12 protein-coding genes are annotated in these 15937 nt (G+C 44.0%); 9 read left to right on the top strand and 3 right to left on the bottom strand.

The genetic code is table 11. The annotated features are described in order from the left end of the window. Window positions 1-538 (top strand): Uma2 family endonuclease (locus tag IM475_RS19635; protein ID WP_287728815.1); only part of this gene is annotated, 538 nt, incomplete at its 5' end. A 10-nt stretch (window positions 539-548) separates the two neighbouring features. On the opposite strand, the gene sufR is transcribed toward IM475_RS19635, so the two are convergent. Then, window positions 549-1187: an iron-sulfur cluster biosynthesis transcriptional regulator SufR gene (gene sufR / locus IM475_RS19630; protein ID WP_287728814.1), complete on the bottom strand. Its 639-nt coding sequence runs from the start codon at window positions 1185-1187 to the stop codon at window positions 549-551. Between the two features lie 223 nt (window positions 1188-1410). On the opposite strand from sufR, the gene sufB reads away from it, so the two are divergent. The 6 genes from sufB (at window position 1411) to rpsU (ending at window position 8374) form a co-directional block, all read left to right on the top strand. After that, a complete protein-coding gene (gene sufB, locus IM475_RS19625; RefSeq protein WP_104396676.1) occupies window positions 1411-2853 on the top strand; it encodes a Fe-S cluster assembly protein SufB in 1443 nt (480 codons plus the stop codon). A gap of 81 nt (window positions 2854-2934) precedes the next feature. Then, the gene (gene sufC / locus IM475_RS19620) at window positions 2935-3705 is read left to right on the top strand and encodes a Fe-S cluster assembly ATPase SufC (protein ID WP_002778368.1); all 771 of its coding nucleotides are present in this window, start codon (window positions 2935-2937) and stop codon (window positions 3703-3705) included. Between the two features lie 131 nt (window positions 3706-3836). Continuing rightward, window positions 3837-5162, top strand: coding sequence for a Fe-S cluster assembly protein SufD (gene sufD, locus IM475_RS19615; protein ID WP_287728813.1), 1326 nt, complete (start codon window positions 3837-3839; stop codon window positions 5160-5162). Between the two features lie 55 nt (window positions 5163-5217). Next, window positions 5218-6480 (top strand): SufS family cysteine desulfurase, encoded by a 1263-nt coding sequence (locus IM475_RS19610; protein WP_046660942.1) that lies wholly within the window; start codon window positions 5218-5220, stop codon window positions 6478-6480. A gap of 33 nt (window positions 6481-6513) precedes the next feature. Beyond that, the gene (locus IM475_RS19605; protein WP_287728812.1) at window positions 6514-8019 is read left to right on the top strand and encodes an RluA family pseudouridine synthase; all 1506 of its coding nucleotides are present in this window, start codon (window positions 6514-6516) and stop codon (window positions 8017-8019) included. A 172-nt stretch (window positions 8020-8191) separates the two neighbouring features. Then, on the top strand, window positions 8192-8374 hold the full coding sequence (gene rpsU / locus IM475_RS19600) for a 30S ribosomal protein S21 (protein WP_002738938.1): 183 nt from the start codon (window positions 8192-8194) through the stop codon (window positions 8372-8374). A 374-nt stretch (window positions 8375-8748) separates the two neighbouring features. Here the strand turns inward: rpsU and IM475_RS19595 are convergent, their stop codons facing one another. Next, window positions 8749-11376 carry a glycoside hydrolase family 10-like protein gene (locus tag IM475_RS19595; RefSeq protein WP_287728811.1) on the bottom strand — a complete coding sequence of 876 codons (2628 nt, stop codon included), beginning with the start codon at window positions 11374-11376 and terminating at the stop codon, window positions 8749-8751. Window positions 11377-11642: 266 nt separating this feature from the next. Next, complete coding sequence (gene murD / locus IM475_RS19590) at window positions 11643-12992, bottom strand: UDP-N-acetylmuramoyl-L-alanine--D-glutamate ligase (RefSeq protein WP_287728810.1); 1350 nt, start codon at window positions 12990-12992, stop codon at window positions 11643-11645. 407 nt (window positions 12993-13399) lie between these two features. Here murD and IM475_RS19585 point away from each other — a divergent pair, with 407 nt between their 5' ends. Further along, window positions 13400-14551, top strand: coding sequence for a DUF3747 domain-containing protein (locus IM475_RS19585; RefSeq protein ID WP_287728809.1), 1152 nt, complete (start codon window positions 13400-13402; stop codon window positions 14549-14551). A gap of 102 nt (window positions 14552-14653) precedes the next feature. Further along, window positions 14654-15761, top strand: a protein-coding gene (gene prfB / locus IM475_RS19580; RefSeq protein WP_287728808.1) for a peptide chain release factor 2 whose coding sequence is annotated in 2 segments (ribosomal slippage) — window positions 14654-14725 and window positions 14727-15761 — 1107 coding nt in all. Because the reading frame shifts where the segments join, the coding sequence is not laid out codon by codon here. Window positions 15762-15937 lie beyond the last annotated feature (176 nt).

Here is a 15937-nt window from a genome sequence, read left to right as displayed (position 1 = left end):
TTTTGCCGCCGGCAATTTAACCATTTATTACAGTCCTAACCAGAAAAAGTCAGAATTCTGCCGTGGTCCTGATTTTTTCGTGGTTTTGGGGACAAATCCCAATCCTAACCGCAGAAGTTGGGTAGTTTGGCGAGAAGAGGGCAAATATCCCAATTTAATTGTGGAAATTCTCTCCGATAGTACCGCCAAAGTTGACCGAGAGGAGAAAAAACAAATTTATCAAGATATATTTCGCACTCCCGATTATTTTTGGTTTGACCCAGAAAGCTTAGAATTTGAAGGATTTACCCTAATTAGCGGTCAATATCAACCGATTACCCCCAATTCTCAGGGATGGCTCTGGAGTCAACAATTAGGCTTATATTTGGGTTTATCTGCCAATAAATTGCGCTATTTTACCCCCGAAGGGGAATTAGTACCCACTCCCGCAGAAGCGGCACAACAGGCAGAAACCCAAGTTGAACAGGAAAGGCAGAAATCCGCAAAATTAGCGGCTAAACTGCGGGAATTGGGCATAAATCCCGATGAAAATCTCTAATCTCCCCCTTTCAACCCTTGCACTTAATTAGATAACCACATCGTTGCTCACCTTGGTTGATCCAGTGAGTCCGTTCGATCGTACAATCAGGCAGCAGCAGCGCAAACATTTCTAATTCATGGCCACAGATACTGGGATAGGAACCGGCCACCTCAGCAATAGCGCAATGATGCTCGGCCAGGATATAACTATTTTCTGCTTCCAGTGCCACTAATTCTGCCATATAACCCTCCTCTTGGCGAATTTCTAGCAATTTTCTCATTCTTTCCCCTAAAGACTCCTTGCCGAGGCGCAATTGATATTCTGCCGCTTTGCGTTGCCACTGTTTTTTGAGAATTTCCCCCACCTGTTGCTCTCCCACCGTCTCCACGAGAGTATTGAGGAAAGAAACAGCGAAATTATCGTAATTATGGGGAAAACGGCCACGACCTTGACGACTGAGACGATAAATGTGCTGAGGCCGTCCTATCTTATTTTGTACCGCAAAATATTCGATCAGTCCTTCCCCCTCCAAATCCTTAAGATGGCGTCGCGTCGCTTGCGGACTAATGCTTAACTCCTCGGCCAAGTCTTGGGCAGTAGATTGACCGTTTTTGAGCAAATATTGCAGAATATCGTCTTTCGTCGAGGCGGGTTGAGTCGTGGTCATGATACCAAAAACAGAGGCTTTAGCGTACAATTGCTGAGGGTCAAGGAGCGGCCAACTACCCTTCCAGAGTAACCTGAATAACAGAGGTTTACCAGCATCCTCTCAAATTTTCCGTGACTTTGACAACAGCTTTGTTGTTAATCTATTATATAATCAATTTAAACAACAATAAAGTTGTTTAACTGCCTCCCCTGCCTACCGCGTAGAGAGAACACTAACCCCCATGAGTGCAACCACCGTTAAAAACCTCGTTAACCAACCCTACAAGTACGGTTTCATCACCGATATCGAATCGGAAACCATCCCTCGCGGTTTGAATGAGGAGATTATTCGCTTAATTTCGGCGAAAAAGAAGGAACCGGAATTCATGCTCGATTTTCGTCTCCGGGCCTACCATCAATGGCAAAAGATGACCGAACCCAGTTGGCCGCACGTTTCCTATCCTGCCATTGATTATCAAAATATTATCTACTACTCTGCACCCAAACAGAAAAAAGAAAAACTCAACAGTCTTGAAGAAGTTGACCCCACTTTAATCGAAACCTTTGAAAAATTAGGCATTCCCCTTTCGGAACAAAAACGCCTTTCTAACGTCGCTGTGGATGCTATCTTTGACAGCGTTTCTATCGCCACAACTTTTAAAGAAAAACTAGCAGAACAGGGGGTTATTTTCTGTTCTATTTCGGAAGCTTTACAGGAACATCCCGACTTAGTGCAGAAATATCTCGGTACTGTGGTTCCCGTGGGTGATAATTATTTTGCCGCTCTTAATTCTGCCGTTTTTAGCGATGGTTCCTTTGTTTTTATCCCCAAAGGTGTCGCCTGTCCTATGGAATTGTCCACCTATTTTCGGATTAATAACGGTGAGACTGGACAATTTGAAAGGACTTTAATTGTCGCTGAGGAAGGGGCATCGGTAAGTTATTTAGAGGGTTGCACCGCTCCGATGTACGATAGTAATCAACTTCATGCCGCCGTCGTGGAATTAGTCGCCCTCGATAATGCGGATATTAAATATTCGACGGTGCAAAATTGGTACGCTGGTGATGCCAATGGTAAGGGAGGTATTTACAATTTCGTCACTAAACGGGGTCTTTGTAAAGGAGTTAATTCTAAAATTTCTTGGACGCAGGTGGAAACTGGTTCGGCAATTACTTGGAAGTATCCCAGTTGTGTCTTAGTCGGCGATAATTCCGTCGGGGAATTCTACTCAATTGCCCTAACTAATAACAAACAACAGGCCGATACAGGTACGAAAATGATTCACATTGGCCGCAACACCAAGAGTACCATTATTTCTAAGGGAATTTCTGCGGGTAACTCCCAAAATAGTTATCGCGGTTTAGTGAAAATGGGACCGAAAGCCAAGGGAGCAAGAAATTACTCCCAGTGTGATTCTATGCTGATTGGAGATAATGCCGAAGCTAACACTTTTCCCTATATTCAGGTGGATAACAACAGTGCTAAAGTAGAACACGAAGCTTCTACCTCTAAAATCGGTGAAGACCAATTATTCTACTTCGCACAACGGGGTATTTCCGAGGAAGATGCTGTCTCTATGTTAGTCAGTGGTTTCTGTAAAGATGTCCTCAGTAAATTACCGATGGAATTCGCCGCCGAAGCCGATAAACTCCTCAGTCTCAAGCTAGAAGGAACCGTCGGATAACAGTTATCAGTTATCAGTTATCAGTGTTCGCTGAAATATAATTAGTCTCTAGAAATATTTGCACCTGCCAACAAAAAAAACATGAGTGAAGTAATTTTATCGGTAAAAAATCTGACCGCTAGTATTGATGGAAACCAGATTCTTAAAGGAGTTAACCTCGAAATTAAAGCAGGTGAAACCCACGCAATTATGGGACGCAATGGCTCAGGAAAAAGCACCTTTTCCAAAGTAATCGCTGGACATCCCGATTATGAAGTAACTGGGGGAGAAATAATTTATAAAGGGGAAAATCTTTTAGACAAAGAACCCGATGAACGAGCGCTTATGGGTATCTTTCTCGCTTTCCAATATCCCTTAGAAATCCCCGGCGTTAGTAACCTCGATTTTCTTCGCGTTGCCTATAATGCCAGACAAAAATATTTAGGCTCGGAAGAATTAGATAGTTTTGACTTTGAGGAATTAGTCGAGAAAAAACTAGAAGTTGTCCAGATGAATCCTAGCTTTCTTGGCAGAAGTTTAAACGAAGGTTTCTCCGGTGGTGAGAAAAAACGTAATGAAATCCTACAAATGGCTTTATTAGAACCCACTTTAGGAATTCTCGATGAAATTGACTCCGGTTTAGACATCGATGCTTTGCGAATTGTTGCTCAGGGAGTCAATCACTTAGCTACTCCCGATAACGCTTTTTTACTTATCACTCACTATCAGCGTCTGCTCAACTACATTGAACCCGATGTTATTCATGTTATGTACGATGGGCGCATTGTCACCAGTGGCGGTAAAGAATTAGCTCTTGAATTAGAAAGAACTGGCTACGATTTCCTCGACGAACAATTATTAGCCGTTAAATAATCTAGCTATCAGTTATCAGTAGTCAGGAGATTATTTTTACTTATTCTCCCCCTCTCCTCTCTACCCTCTCCCCAATTCATAATTCATAATTCATAATTCCCACACCCCAACCCTCCAACCCCCTCTTACCAATGACAGCCATAATCACGAAACCTGAACAATCAGGAGAATTATTGTTAAAATTGTCGCGAGAAACGGTTCCCACTATCGATAACGGTAAAATTCTCGAATTAAGAGAATCGGGAGCCAGTAAAGCTCAAGAATTAGCCATCCCAGGCAGAAAAGACGAAGAATGGCAATTCACCGATTTAAGTCAACTCTGGGCGATCGATTTTCGCGCCCCCCAACCCGTTACAATCGATAAAAATGCTCTGGCTGTTTTTTTACTGCCCGAAGCCAAAAACAGCCACCTAGTCTTCGTTAACGGCATTTATCAGCCCGAATTGTCCGATATCTCCGCTTTACCCCCCGGTGTCAGCGTCGGCAATCTCGCCAATGCACAAAAAAATGTTCTTGTCAACTATCTAGGCAAAGAAAAAACACCCGAATTTTTTACCGCACTCAACCAAGCTGGACTAAGCGATGGGGCAGTAATTCACGTCACCGCTAACACCGTCGTCACAACCCCGATACATCTCCTATTTATCACCGTTGTGGAGGAAATTCCCCGCTTTTATCAGCCCCATAGCCTAATCGTGGCGGAAACTGGAGCTAGTGTCAATATTATCGAGAATTACGGAGCTTTAGCCGAACATTGCTCCGATTTACCTGTAAATTACTCTTATTTCACCAACGCTGTCACGGAAATTTACCTCGAAGCCAACGCCGAGGTTATCCATACCAGAGTACAACGGGAATCGGGAGATGGTTTTCACATCGGACGCACGATAATTGAACAAGGGCGCGATAGCCGTTACACTCTCAACGAGATAAATCTAGGAGCTAAACTCTGCCGTCATAACCTCGATATCCTGCAAAAAGGAGAACAAACCGAGACAAATCTGCACGGATTAGCCATGATTACCGGACAACAAACCGCCGATACCCACAGCGCCATCTATCTCAACCATCCCCACGGCATCGCCAACCAACTGCATAAATGTATCGTTGATGGTAGCGCTCACGCCATCTTTAATGGTAAAGTGTTTGTTCCCAAACCCGCCCAATTAACCAACGCCTCCCAGTTAAATCGGAATTTGTTAATTTCTAACAAGGCACGAGTCAACACCAAACCCGAATTACAAATTACCGCCGATAACGTCAAATGTTCCCACGGGGCAACCGTTAGCCAACTGGAAGCCGATGATTTATTCTATCTGCAAAGCCGGGGCTTAAGTGCCGACACCGCCCGCAGTTTGTTAATTGATGCTTTCTCGGCCGAGATTTTAGCTAAAATTCCTCTAGAATCCCTCCGCCAAAGATTGGGGCAATGTGTCGCCTGTCGCAGTGTGGAATAACTCTACCGGGGTGGGTGCCAACCTGCCCAAAGTACCCCTCTGACTCCTGACTAAAATGACAATTATCCAAGAAAAAACCCTCGCCCAAAAAGTCCGCGCCGATTTCCCTATCCTCCATCAAACCGTACACGATAAACCCCTTATCTATCTCGATAGTGCCGCCACTTCCCAAAAACCCATTCAAGTATTAGAAACCCTGCGAAACTATTACGAAAAAGATAACGCCAATGTGCATCGGGGGGCGCATACTTTAAGTGTCCGGGCAACGGAAGCCTACGAAGGGGCCAGAGATAAGGTGGCTAGGTTTATTAATGCCGCTTCTCGTCAGGAAATTGTCTATACTCGCAACGCCACGGAAGCGATTAATTTAGTCGCCTACAGTTGGGCATTAAATACCCTGAAAGCAGGGGATGAAATTATTCTCTCGGTGATGGAACACCACAGTAATTTAATCCCTTGGCAAATTGTCTGCCAAAAGACGGGAGCAGTGATTAAATATGTGCAGTTAACCAGCGAAGAAAGCTTTGATTTAGAACAATATAAATCCTTGTTATCTGACAAAACTAAATTAGTTGCTGTCCTCCATGTTTCTAATACATTAGGCTGTATTAATCCCGTTGCCGAAATAGTCAGCCTTGCCCATCAAGTCGGGGCGAAAGTATTAATTGATGCCTGTCAAAGTGTCCCCCATTTAGCCATTGATGTGCAGTCCATAGATTGTGATTGGTTGGTGGCTAGTGGTCATAAAATGTGCGCCCCCACCGGTATTGGATTTTTGTACGGCAAAGAGGCGATTTTAGAGGCAATGCCGCCCTTTTTTGGCGGTGGCGAAATGATTGCAGAAGTCTATTTAGACCATTTTACCTGTGCGGAACTGCCCCACAAATTTGAAGCGGGAACCCCCGCTATTGGCGAAGCGATTGCCCTCGGTGCTGCGGTAGAATATTTAATGGGTTTAGGGATGGATAATATTCATGCCTACGAAGAAGAGTTAACCGCCTATTTGTTCAAAAAATTAGGAGAAATTGAGGGTTTAAGAATTTACGGGCCGCCACCTAGTTTAACGGGCCAAGGTCGGGCTAGTTTAGCCGCCTTTAATGTGGAAGGGATTCATGCTAGTGATTTAGCTACTTTATTAGACCACGAAGGAATCGCTATTCGTTCTGGTCATCACTGTACCCAACCTCTACACCGCCTTTTTGATGCTTCCGGCAGCGCGCGGGCAAGTCTATATTTTTATAATACCCGCGAAGAAATTGATAGCTTTATTGTCGCTTTACAGGAAACTATCGATTTCTTTGCCAATTGTTTTTCTTAGGGGTATCTCTAGCCCTTTTCCTGTTCTTAAAGAGTGAAAGAAGTTACTTATTATTATCAAGGAATTTGTCCTGAAACGGGCGAGTTATTGCGCTTGCCCCGCACTCTTTTGGCTGAAAAAATCGCCCAAGATTTGATGACAACTATCACCAATCCTCAAGGTAAAATGTATGGCATTTTGTTAGGAGAAAATGCTACTGGCGAAATAGAAGTTTTAAAAGCTTTTTCTGGACAGGGAGAAGCTGCTGGCTGGGTTCCGTCTCTATTGGGGAGAGAAAAAATTATGCTGGAAGAAAAGCGAGTTTTGCAACTTTTGGAGACAATTAAACAGGAAATTATCACCCTACAATCAATTCCCGAACATGGTTTATATCGACTCAATCAAGCAAATTTTGAGCGCAAAATACAAGCTTTACAACAGCAACATCAAAACCATAAACAGGAACGAGATAGACTAAGAAACTTAGGAAATTTAAACTCAGAAGAATTAGAAAATTTAAATAATATCAGTCGTCAGGAAAAAAGAGCAAGAAAGCAATTAAAACAGGAACAAAAACAAGTTTTAGAACCACTAATTGAGAAAATAAACTTAGCCAATCAGAGAATTATTGAACTTAAGCAACAGCGTAGGAACCTCTCCAAACAGTTACAGGAATTGCTGTATCAATCCTACTGTTTAAACAACTTTTCTGGACAATCTCTCTCCTTAGCTAAATTGATGGGCAGTAATTTGTTACCGACGGGAACAGGGGAATGTTGCGCCCCGAAATTATTAAATTATGCCGCCATGAAAGGATTAAAACCTGTCGCCATGGCCGAATTTTGGTGGGGAGAATCGAATCGAGATAGAAAACAGGGAGAATTTTATGGTGCTTGTCAAGAAAGATGTCAACCTCTCATGGGTTTTTTACTTTCTGGTTTACGTTCATCCCTAGAAATTATCTACGAAGACGAGGGAATAATTGCTATTAATAAACCCGCGGGATTATTAGCGGTAGCAGGACGTTATCAAGATAGTCAAGATGCTGTGGTCAATCGGTTTCGTAGTCAGGGAAAAAATCTCATTCCAGTTCATCGTTTAGACCGAGAAACTTCTGGTATATTATTACTGGCTAAGAGTCTAGATATTTATCGTTGTTTATCCCAACAATTTCAACGGCGAGAAGTGGAGAAAATCTACGAAGCTATATTATCAGAAATTATTGAGCAAGAATCAGGCATAATTGACCTACCTCTCTGGGGAAATCCGCAAAATCGACCCTATCAAACTGTGGATTGGCAAAGGGGAAAAGCTAGTCAAACCTATTTTAAAGTTGTCGGTAAAGAAGGCAATTATTCTCGGCTAGAATTTATTCCCTACACGGGAAGAACCCATCAAATTCGCGTTCATAGTCAAGCGGGATTAGGGATAGGAATTTTAGGCGATCTTTTGTACAATGGTAAGCAGTCCGACCGTTTACACCTACACGCTAAACAATTATCTTTTCGTCATCCTCAGACCAAAACTAAACTTGATCTAATCATTCCCACCCCCTTTTGAGAGCTATAATTGCTAACAGCAACAAATTAGCTATCTAAATGGAGCAAGAGGACTCCCGTTAAATTTCTCCTTAATTAAAGGCCGCCTTGATCGATTTTTACCCTAGATTGTGCTATAGTTAGGAGTTGGCATTTTTTAGGCAGAGAGCAATTACAGGAGGTGAATTAGGTTAATGACCCAAGTGGTAGTTGGTCAGAACGAGGCGATCGAATCAGCCCTACGTCGTTTTAAGCGACAGGTAGCGAAAGCGGGAATTTATGCGGATATCAAAAAGCATCAATTTTTTGAAACCCCTCAAGAAAAGAGAAAGCGTAAAGCAGTAGCCCGAAGACGACAAAGAACCCGTCGTCGTTAAATTCCACCAGTCAGAAGCTGAATAAAGGCTTCTGGCTGTCTTTTATTTTGATCGGGTTTTGGGGGCTGGGAAACAGATTAGGGAGCAAGGGAGTAGGGATAAAACAGCTGATGGCTGTCTCTTGCCAGAGTGCCTATCTCTACTGGGAAATTAATTCTGCACGACTACTTAGGGTTTGCGGCAAAAAGTTTGTTGGTGGGGGCAGGGTGTGGGGTGTAGGGTTTTACTCATTTTCAGGCGGTCAATTACCTAATTTTCAGGGAAAAAGTGCCTAAATTTCCCCCCGATCACTCCCATATCCGGTACTTTTTGATTGACAAAAGGTCTAAAAGTCTTATCCAACAAGGTTTTTAGATTTATTCAGCAAGCCCTACTTAAAACTCAACCCTTTGACCATAACTTAGGAGACTTTGTAGGGTGGCGAGGCGATTTTCCCAGACTTGTATTTGATAGGCAGATAAATCTTTTTGTCTGGACATCACAGATTTAAATTGATAGCTAAATCGCTTTAAAGCATTTTGAGTTAAAGTCAAATTGCGAGGGCTGGGATTAGTAGCTAATTGTTCTAATAGATTAGCCATTTCGTCCACTTCTTGCCCCCAAGCTTTTAAGGTTCGCTCCTCCATTGCCCATAGATTATTCACTATTAAAAAACTCCACTCTTGACGCAGAGAATTAAACCGCTCCGCTGCCGTTTTGAAGGGTTGACGGTGGGGTAAAGGTTCGGCTTTTTTCGTAATTATCGATCCCTGAATGCGATTAAGAATTGTTTGCAAGTTGGGATTGAGATTTTCTGTGGCAAAAAGAGCGAATCCCGAAGTGGGAAGATTGCGAATAAATTGTAGTTGATCGATCATGACTTGATCGGGGACTTTTAACAGACGGATACCGGGTATAATCAGAGCATTTCCTGCAATTTGGCGATCAAATAAAGACTGGGTTTTCTCTTCTAAAGTCCCTGTATCGAGAGCATAAGTCATTAAAAAGATCAGGTCTATCCATTGATTTCTTCCCCATTCTTCCCAGTTTTGTTGAATACGATATAATCGTTCTTTTTGTTCTAGGGGAAACACCGCCGCCGACATTTTCAAGTGGGGGCGAATCTGTTTTAAGCGAGTAGAAACCTGCGAAACAAAAGTATCAACCTGACGGATTTTAAAGCTAGTCCATTGTTCCCATAAAGCACCCCGGGGATTTAAAGTAATGGGATCAACTCCCGCCATTTGTTTAAATAACCAACGGCTGGATTTACCATAACCATAGGTTTGATTAGAATTTTGATTCTGGAAGGGATAGCGAATATAATCTAACTGCAAGCCATCCACATCGTAATTCTTGACAATCTCCTCGTAAAGAGATAAAAGATAGTTTTGTACGTCGGGATTAGCAGGATCAAAAAAGGCCTTTTTCGTGCCTTGACTGTAATCAAAAGAACCACCACTTTTATTAGTTGCCCCCCAATCGGGATTACGCGATAAAACCGGACCGAGATAATCTAATGGTTGCTCTAATACTTTATTATGAGCTTGATTAGCCGCCGCAAAAACCCACACCCAGGCGTGGATTTCCATATTGCGTTCATGGGCTAATTTAACGGCAACTTTTAGGGGATCCCAACCTCTGGTTAAAGGATTTTGTTCGGGGGCAACTTGACTGGGATAAATAGTATAACTAGCATTAACTGTCTCGAAAAAGACCACATTAATACCCGCTGCCGCCATGCGATCGAATACTTTAGCTAAATCCTCCTCATTTTTAGCTTCTACGATCGTGCCTCGATCTAACCACATTGCCCGTATTTCTGGCTGGGCAAATTGTCGATTAGTGGGATAATGATCCCAAAGATTTCGCCTCGCTTGTAACCAAAATTCCCGCGCTTGGGTATAGTCCCCCTGAGCGATTAAATTCTGAAAATTATTTAAGGCTCCTTGGGCATTTTCTAGGGCTAAACGGAATCGTCTGGCGGTATCTGTGGTGGGGGAGTTTTTCGCACGATCATGAAATGCTTGTGCTAGGGATTTATCAGTAGTTAAGGTGTTATTATTGCTGGCCTCTAAAGCTAAGAGAGTCGCTCCATAACGCCCGATTAATCCCTGCAATTCCGCCGTCATTTGGCTAATTTGTTGAGGAGTTAGGCTCGCTCTGGGGGGGATTTGTTCGGTATTCGGACTTAATCTCGCCGTTTCACTGGGGGGATTTTCTGAAATCTGGGGTAGAGGGCGACGGGGTGCGGTCGCTAATGGTGTATTGTTAATATTATTAACTATTGTTGAGTTTCCTTGACAATAGGGGGCAATTGTGCTAATAGAAGAACTGCGATTAATGCCGTAGCGTTGCAGGGCGGTTTCTAGCCAAGCGCTATCGAGGGCGAGATTAGCGACGGCATCGCTGCCCCAGCGCCAACCGAGAAAAATCGAGTTATTATTGAGGACAACGGCGGGGGGATTGTTGCGCGCCCCCCAGACGGCAACGGTTTGGCTATTAACTCCCGTGGGGATAACCACACCACCGAGGAGACTGCTGGCTAGAGGTTTTTGGTTTTTCAGTTCACCTAAATTAGTCGGCCGCAGGGTGTAAGCTTGGGAGTGAGGATAAGCCCAGTAAGCCCCAAATAGCGATCGCAATTGATCACGCACCGCAGGTTCCGAAAGATTTCCCGCCGGACCGGTGACAATGATCTTACCACCGCGATTCAGCCAACGACTCAAGACACTAGCTTGTAAACCGGAAATAGTCTCGACGTTGGGGATGATTAGAACCTTAATTTTATTTAAATCCGCGTCGCTTTGCCACTGATTACTCTGAAGAATGCAGTAATTAACCCCGACATTTTGCAAACGATCAGTGATAGCTGTCCATTGATTGGCATTTTCCTGACTTTTTAACACTGCCACTGGTGCCGCTAAAACTGGGATCGGCAGCAAGACACCCACACAGGACAAAAGACAGGCAATTAGGGGCTTGTTAAAAAGATGATCAAGACGGAAGAACGATCCCAGCACGTTTTTTTCTCTTAATTTTTTTGGTTAACTCCTCCTGATTTTAACCAACTTAGCCAAAAAATAGTATCTTGGGGAACAAAAATTGCGTCTTAGTCGTCGGCAACGCGGGTGTTGGGGTTTTAGGGTGTTGGGGTTTTAGTTGAAATTCCCCACTTCCCCATTCCCCCATTCATAATTCATAATTCATAATTCATAATTCCCCATCCCCCCATTCCCCCATTCATAATTCATAATTCATAATTCATAATTCATAATTCCCCATCCCCCTACAACTGTAAAGACAATTGCCGAAAATGATCGCCGCGATGTTCAAAACTTTGGTATTGGTCAAAACTAGCGCAAGCGGGCGATAATAACACCACTTTAGCCTCTTTTGCTAGTCCTAGTTCAGCCGCGCGTTGAACTGCTCTGTCCATCGTCTCTACACATTCATAATCTTGATAACCTGCCGACTGTAAACGACGGGCAAAATCGGCGGCAGCGTCACCAATAAGCAGCACGATGGCGACTTTTGCCTTAATTTCAGCGATCCAAGCCCGATCATCCCCTGCTTTCGCTTCTCCCCCCGCGATTAAAATCGCCGGACTAGGGACGGATTGTAAACCCACTGCGGCGGCATCGTAGTTAGTTGCTTTACTATCATTAATAAAGTCTAGTCCTTTATAGGTACAAATATACTCTAGACGATGGGCAACCCCGGGGAAAGTGGCGATCGCTTCGGTAATGGCTTTTTTCTCGATTCCTGCCAATCTAGCGGCGGCCACAGCCATAAGCAAATTCTGCTGATTGTGACTACCCACCATTTTCAGGAGATTAACCGGGGCAATTAACTCCCCAAAAGCCACGATCCAGTTATCTTGCAGATAAACACCACGACTAGGATCGCCCAAAAGCGCCTCTTTGCCCTGCACAGAAGTCCAATAAGCTTGTTGCCATTGACTAACACCGATTTGACGCAGATAGGGATCATCACCGTTGAGGATTTGGCGATCGCTTCTTTGCAGTAAAGAGGCTTTAATCTGATAATAATTTTCTAGGGTTTGATGACGACTGAGGTGATCGGGGGTAAAAGTTGTCCAGATGCCGATTTTCGGCGATAAATCCCGACTGGACTCGATCTGATAACTACTAATCTCTGCAATAATCCAATCGTATTTATCGGCTTTTAAAGCCAATTCACAGGCAGCATAGCCGATATTACCGCAGGAGGGGGCATTTAACCCCGCTTTTTGAAAAATAGCGGCACAGAGGGCGGTGGTGGTGGTTTTGCCGTTAGTTCCCGTAATACCCAACCAGGGGGAAGATTGCAGATAACGCCAAGCTAATTCTAATTCTCCGATCGTATCGATGCCTTTTTCTCTGGCAGTAATTAAAATCGGGGCATCCCAAGGCACGCCGGGGCTAACCACGATAAGATTAGGCAAGTCCGAAGCCTCTAGACTGAGATTTTGACCAAGATTGACAATAATTCCTTCCCTTTCCAGATTGGTTTTGGTTGCTTGTAAACTGGGAGAATCGGAGCGATCGCTTAATGTCACCTGCCAACCATCCCGTTTTAAGCATCTTGCCGCCGCTATTCCCGATCTTCCCAATCCAATAATCGCCGCTTTCGCCATCTTGTTGCCACTCTACTCAAGAGTCAATTTTTAGCAATCTCTATCCTACTGTGGATTAGGTCGAGTAATAACTAGGGTTTGCGGCAAAAAGTTTTTCGGTGGGGGCAGGGTGTGGGCTTCGGCCGTGAGCTCAGCCGAACGGGTGTAGGGTGTAGGGTGTAGGGTTTTAGCGATTTTGAGCGGGTCAATTACCTAATTTTCAGGGAAAAAGTAGCTGAATTTTCCACCCGATCACTCCTAGATATGGTACTTTTTGGAAACGAAAAAGTCTAAAAGTTTTACCCAACAAGGTTTTTAGATTTATTGAGCAAACCCTAAATATCTTCCAAGAAAACAAAATTCTCTCGCTTACGTCTAGATCGATAAAATAAATGCAAGTACAATCTCTATAACAACGCTCCCTATTTATGAATCTAAAATCATCCTTAAAAATTACCCTACTGTTTTCACTTCTGGGGGGTTGTCTCCTGACGACACCGAGTCAAGCAACTCTCTTTGAACAAAGAGAAGTTAATCAAGAGGATTTTATCGCTATTGCCCGACCCTACGGTAACGGTAAATACGATTTACTGATTTTGCAACAAATCCAGGGAAAACGCCAATGTTGGGCGGTAAATGGCACAGAACCGACCATTGTTCAGCCTCTGCTCCTCGATTTCGATTTTACCGGCAGTTGTGAACGGGCCACCGACAGTAACGGTTATTCCCTTCGTATTCAGGGCAAAGATTACGGTTTAGAATACCTGCTGCGTATCGTACAACGCAACGGGGAATTAGTCCTCGTAGGAACCCCCCGCAATCCCAGGCAATCAGAGGTAATTATTGGACGGACAAAAGGTTTAGGGAGCGGTTTAATCCAAATTTATCTCATCGATGGCTGGCGCTTTACTAAACGCAGTCTAGCCGGTCAAAATCTCAGTCATATCTATCTAACTGCCGATAGTCCCAATTTCAATCCTCCCCCGGAATTACTCGCGGGTACCCAATCGTCTATCCCCCCCACACCCCCCCCCAGAGAATCCGTCAAAGCAGAAACACCTGTTAATCCTGCTGCTAATCCCGAAGTGCGAGAATATACCTTTACTGCTGCAGAAACAGCAGTAGAGAGCAATCCTCAGCCAGCGGTCAATAATCCAGCACCAGAACCAAATTTAACGCCACCGTCCCCAGTTACCCCTAATTTACCCCCCCTGACTCCTCCCCTTCGACTTGGCTCAGGGCAAGCCAATTTCCAGAATAATAATGCAATTGTACCACCACCGCCACCGCGCAACCTAGGCAATCAGAGAAGTTTATCAGACGTGATTACTTTTAATCGACCCGCTGCTAATCCCAGTAGTGGTAATATGAGCAATAGTGGTCGCAAAGGCTTTAAAGTAGTAATTGAAGCTAAAACCGAAAGCGATCGCAGCAAAGTTCGTTCTCTCTATCCCGACGCTTTCCCCACTTCCTACAAAGGTCGTTCTCTCTGGCAAATAGGCGCGTTTAGCAGTCGTGATAAGGCTGAAAACGCTTTACAAAGTCTTGCCCCCCTGCGCGGATCGATCGTACCATTTTAGCTATCAGCCTTTTGAGTGATCAGTGACCGGTGAGGGGTTAGGTGTTAGGGGAAAGGGAGAAAAAAGCTGATAACTGATAACTGATAACTGATAACTGAAAACATGGAAATATCGGAACTAAAAAAAGGTATCGAGATAGTAGGATCGCGCCTGGGTAAAACCCAGGACTATCTTTGACTTACCCACTTTAAGGGCCAAAATTAAAGACTTAGAACAGGTGGCAGCCGTCCCCACTTTTTGGGATAATCCCGATACTGCTCAAAAAACCCTGCAAGAACTAAACGAGTGTAAATCTTCTTTAGAAACCTATCAGGGTTGGTGTGAACAATTAGAAGATACCAAGGCAATTATCGAGTTATTAGAATTAGAATCCGATCGAACTTTACTAGAAGAAGCGACGGACAATTTAACTCATTTACAGCATGACCTCGATCGCTGGGAATTGCAACAGCTTTTAAATGGTCCCTACGACGCAAAAGGAGCGGTTTTAACGATTAATGCGGGGGCCGGGGGAACCGATGCCCAAGATTGGACAGAAATGCTCCTGAGAATGTATTCTCGCTGGGCCGAGAAACAGGGTTATAAAGTCACTTTAGCGGAAATATCAGAAGGAGATGAAGCGGGAATTAAATCGGTGACAATTGAGATTGCCGGAACTTATGCTTACGGTTATCTAAAAGGAGAAAAAGGCACCCATCGGTTAGTCAGAATTTCCCCTTTTAATGCCAATGGTAAACGTCAAACCAGTTTCGCCGGGGTGGAAGTGATGCCAATTTTGGGCGATGATGCGGTGAGGGTAGAAATTCCCGATAAAGATTTAGAAATTACCACCACTAGATCCGGGGGAAAAGGTGGACAAAATGTCAATAAAGTGGAAACTGCCGTGCGTGTAGTTCATCTTCCCACAGGTATCGCTGTGCGTTGTACCCAAGAGCGATCGCAATTACAAAATAAAGAAAAAGCCCTAGCTTTATTAAAAGCGAAATTATTAATTATCGCTCGGGAACAACAGGCTCAAGCGATCGCCGAAATTCGCGGCGATATGGTGGAGGCCGCTTGGGGCAATCAAATCCGTAACTATGTTTTTCATCCCTATCAATTAGTTAAGGATCTCCGCAGTAATGTGGAAACCACCGATGTTACCCGGGTAATGAATGGGGATTTAGATGGCTTTATTGAAGCCTATTTACGTTTGGGGGGTGCAGTTTAAAGAAATGTATCGCCGTTGTCGTCCACAAGTCCCACTCCCGTGTGGACGCGATGATAAAATCTCCTCTTGGAAAAATGTCGATTTGCGTTGAAGCACTTTTTTGCTCGCTGTATAAGGGTTTCGCCGATTTGACATCCCTAAAATGGATTTGCGTTGAAGCACTTTTTAGCATTTCC

The sequence above is a fragment of the Microcystis sp. M061S2 genome (assembly GCF_020245605.1).
GTDB lineage: Bacteria > Cyanobacteriota > Cyanobacteriia > Cyanobacteriales > Microcystaceae > Microcystis.
This window is presented reverse-complemented; position numbering and strand designations above follow the sequence as displayed.

What these genes read in the sequence shown, in the direction of transcription:
- sufR (WP_287728814.1), bottom strand. Translation starts at nt 1,187, where the DNA reads ATGACCACGACTCAACCCGCCTCGACGAAAGACGATATTCTGCAATAT.
- sufB (WP_104396676.1), top strand. Translation starts at nt 1,411, where the DNA reads ATGAGTGCAACCACCGTTAAAAACCTCGTTAACCAACCCTACAAGTAC.
- sufC (WP_002778368.1), top strand. Translation starts at nt 2,935, where the DNA reads ATGAGTGAAGTAATTTTATCGGTAAAAAATCTGACCGCTAGTATTGAT.
- sufD (WP_287728813.1), top strand. Translation starts at nt 3,837, where the DNA reads ATGACAGCCATAATCACGAAACCTGAACAATCAGGAGAATTATTGTTA.
- IM475_RS19610 (WP_046660942.1), top strand. Translation starts at nt 5,218, where the DNA reads ATGACAATTATCCAAGAAAAAACCCTCGCCCAAAAAGTCCGCGCCGAT.
- rpsU (WP_002738938.1), top strand. Translation starts at nt 8,192, where the DNA reads ATGACCCAAGTGGTAGTTGGTCAGAACGAGGCGATCGAATCAGCCCTA.
- murD (WP_287728810.1), bottom strand. Translation starts at nt 12,992, where the DNA reads ATGGCGAAAGCGGCGATTATTGGATTGGGAAGATCGGGAATAGCGGCG.
- IM475_RS19585 (WP_287728809.1), top strand. Translation starts at nt 13,400, where the DNA reads ATGAATCTAAAATCATCCTTAAAAATTACCCTACTGTTTTCACTTCTG.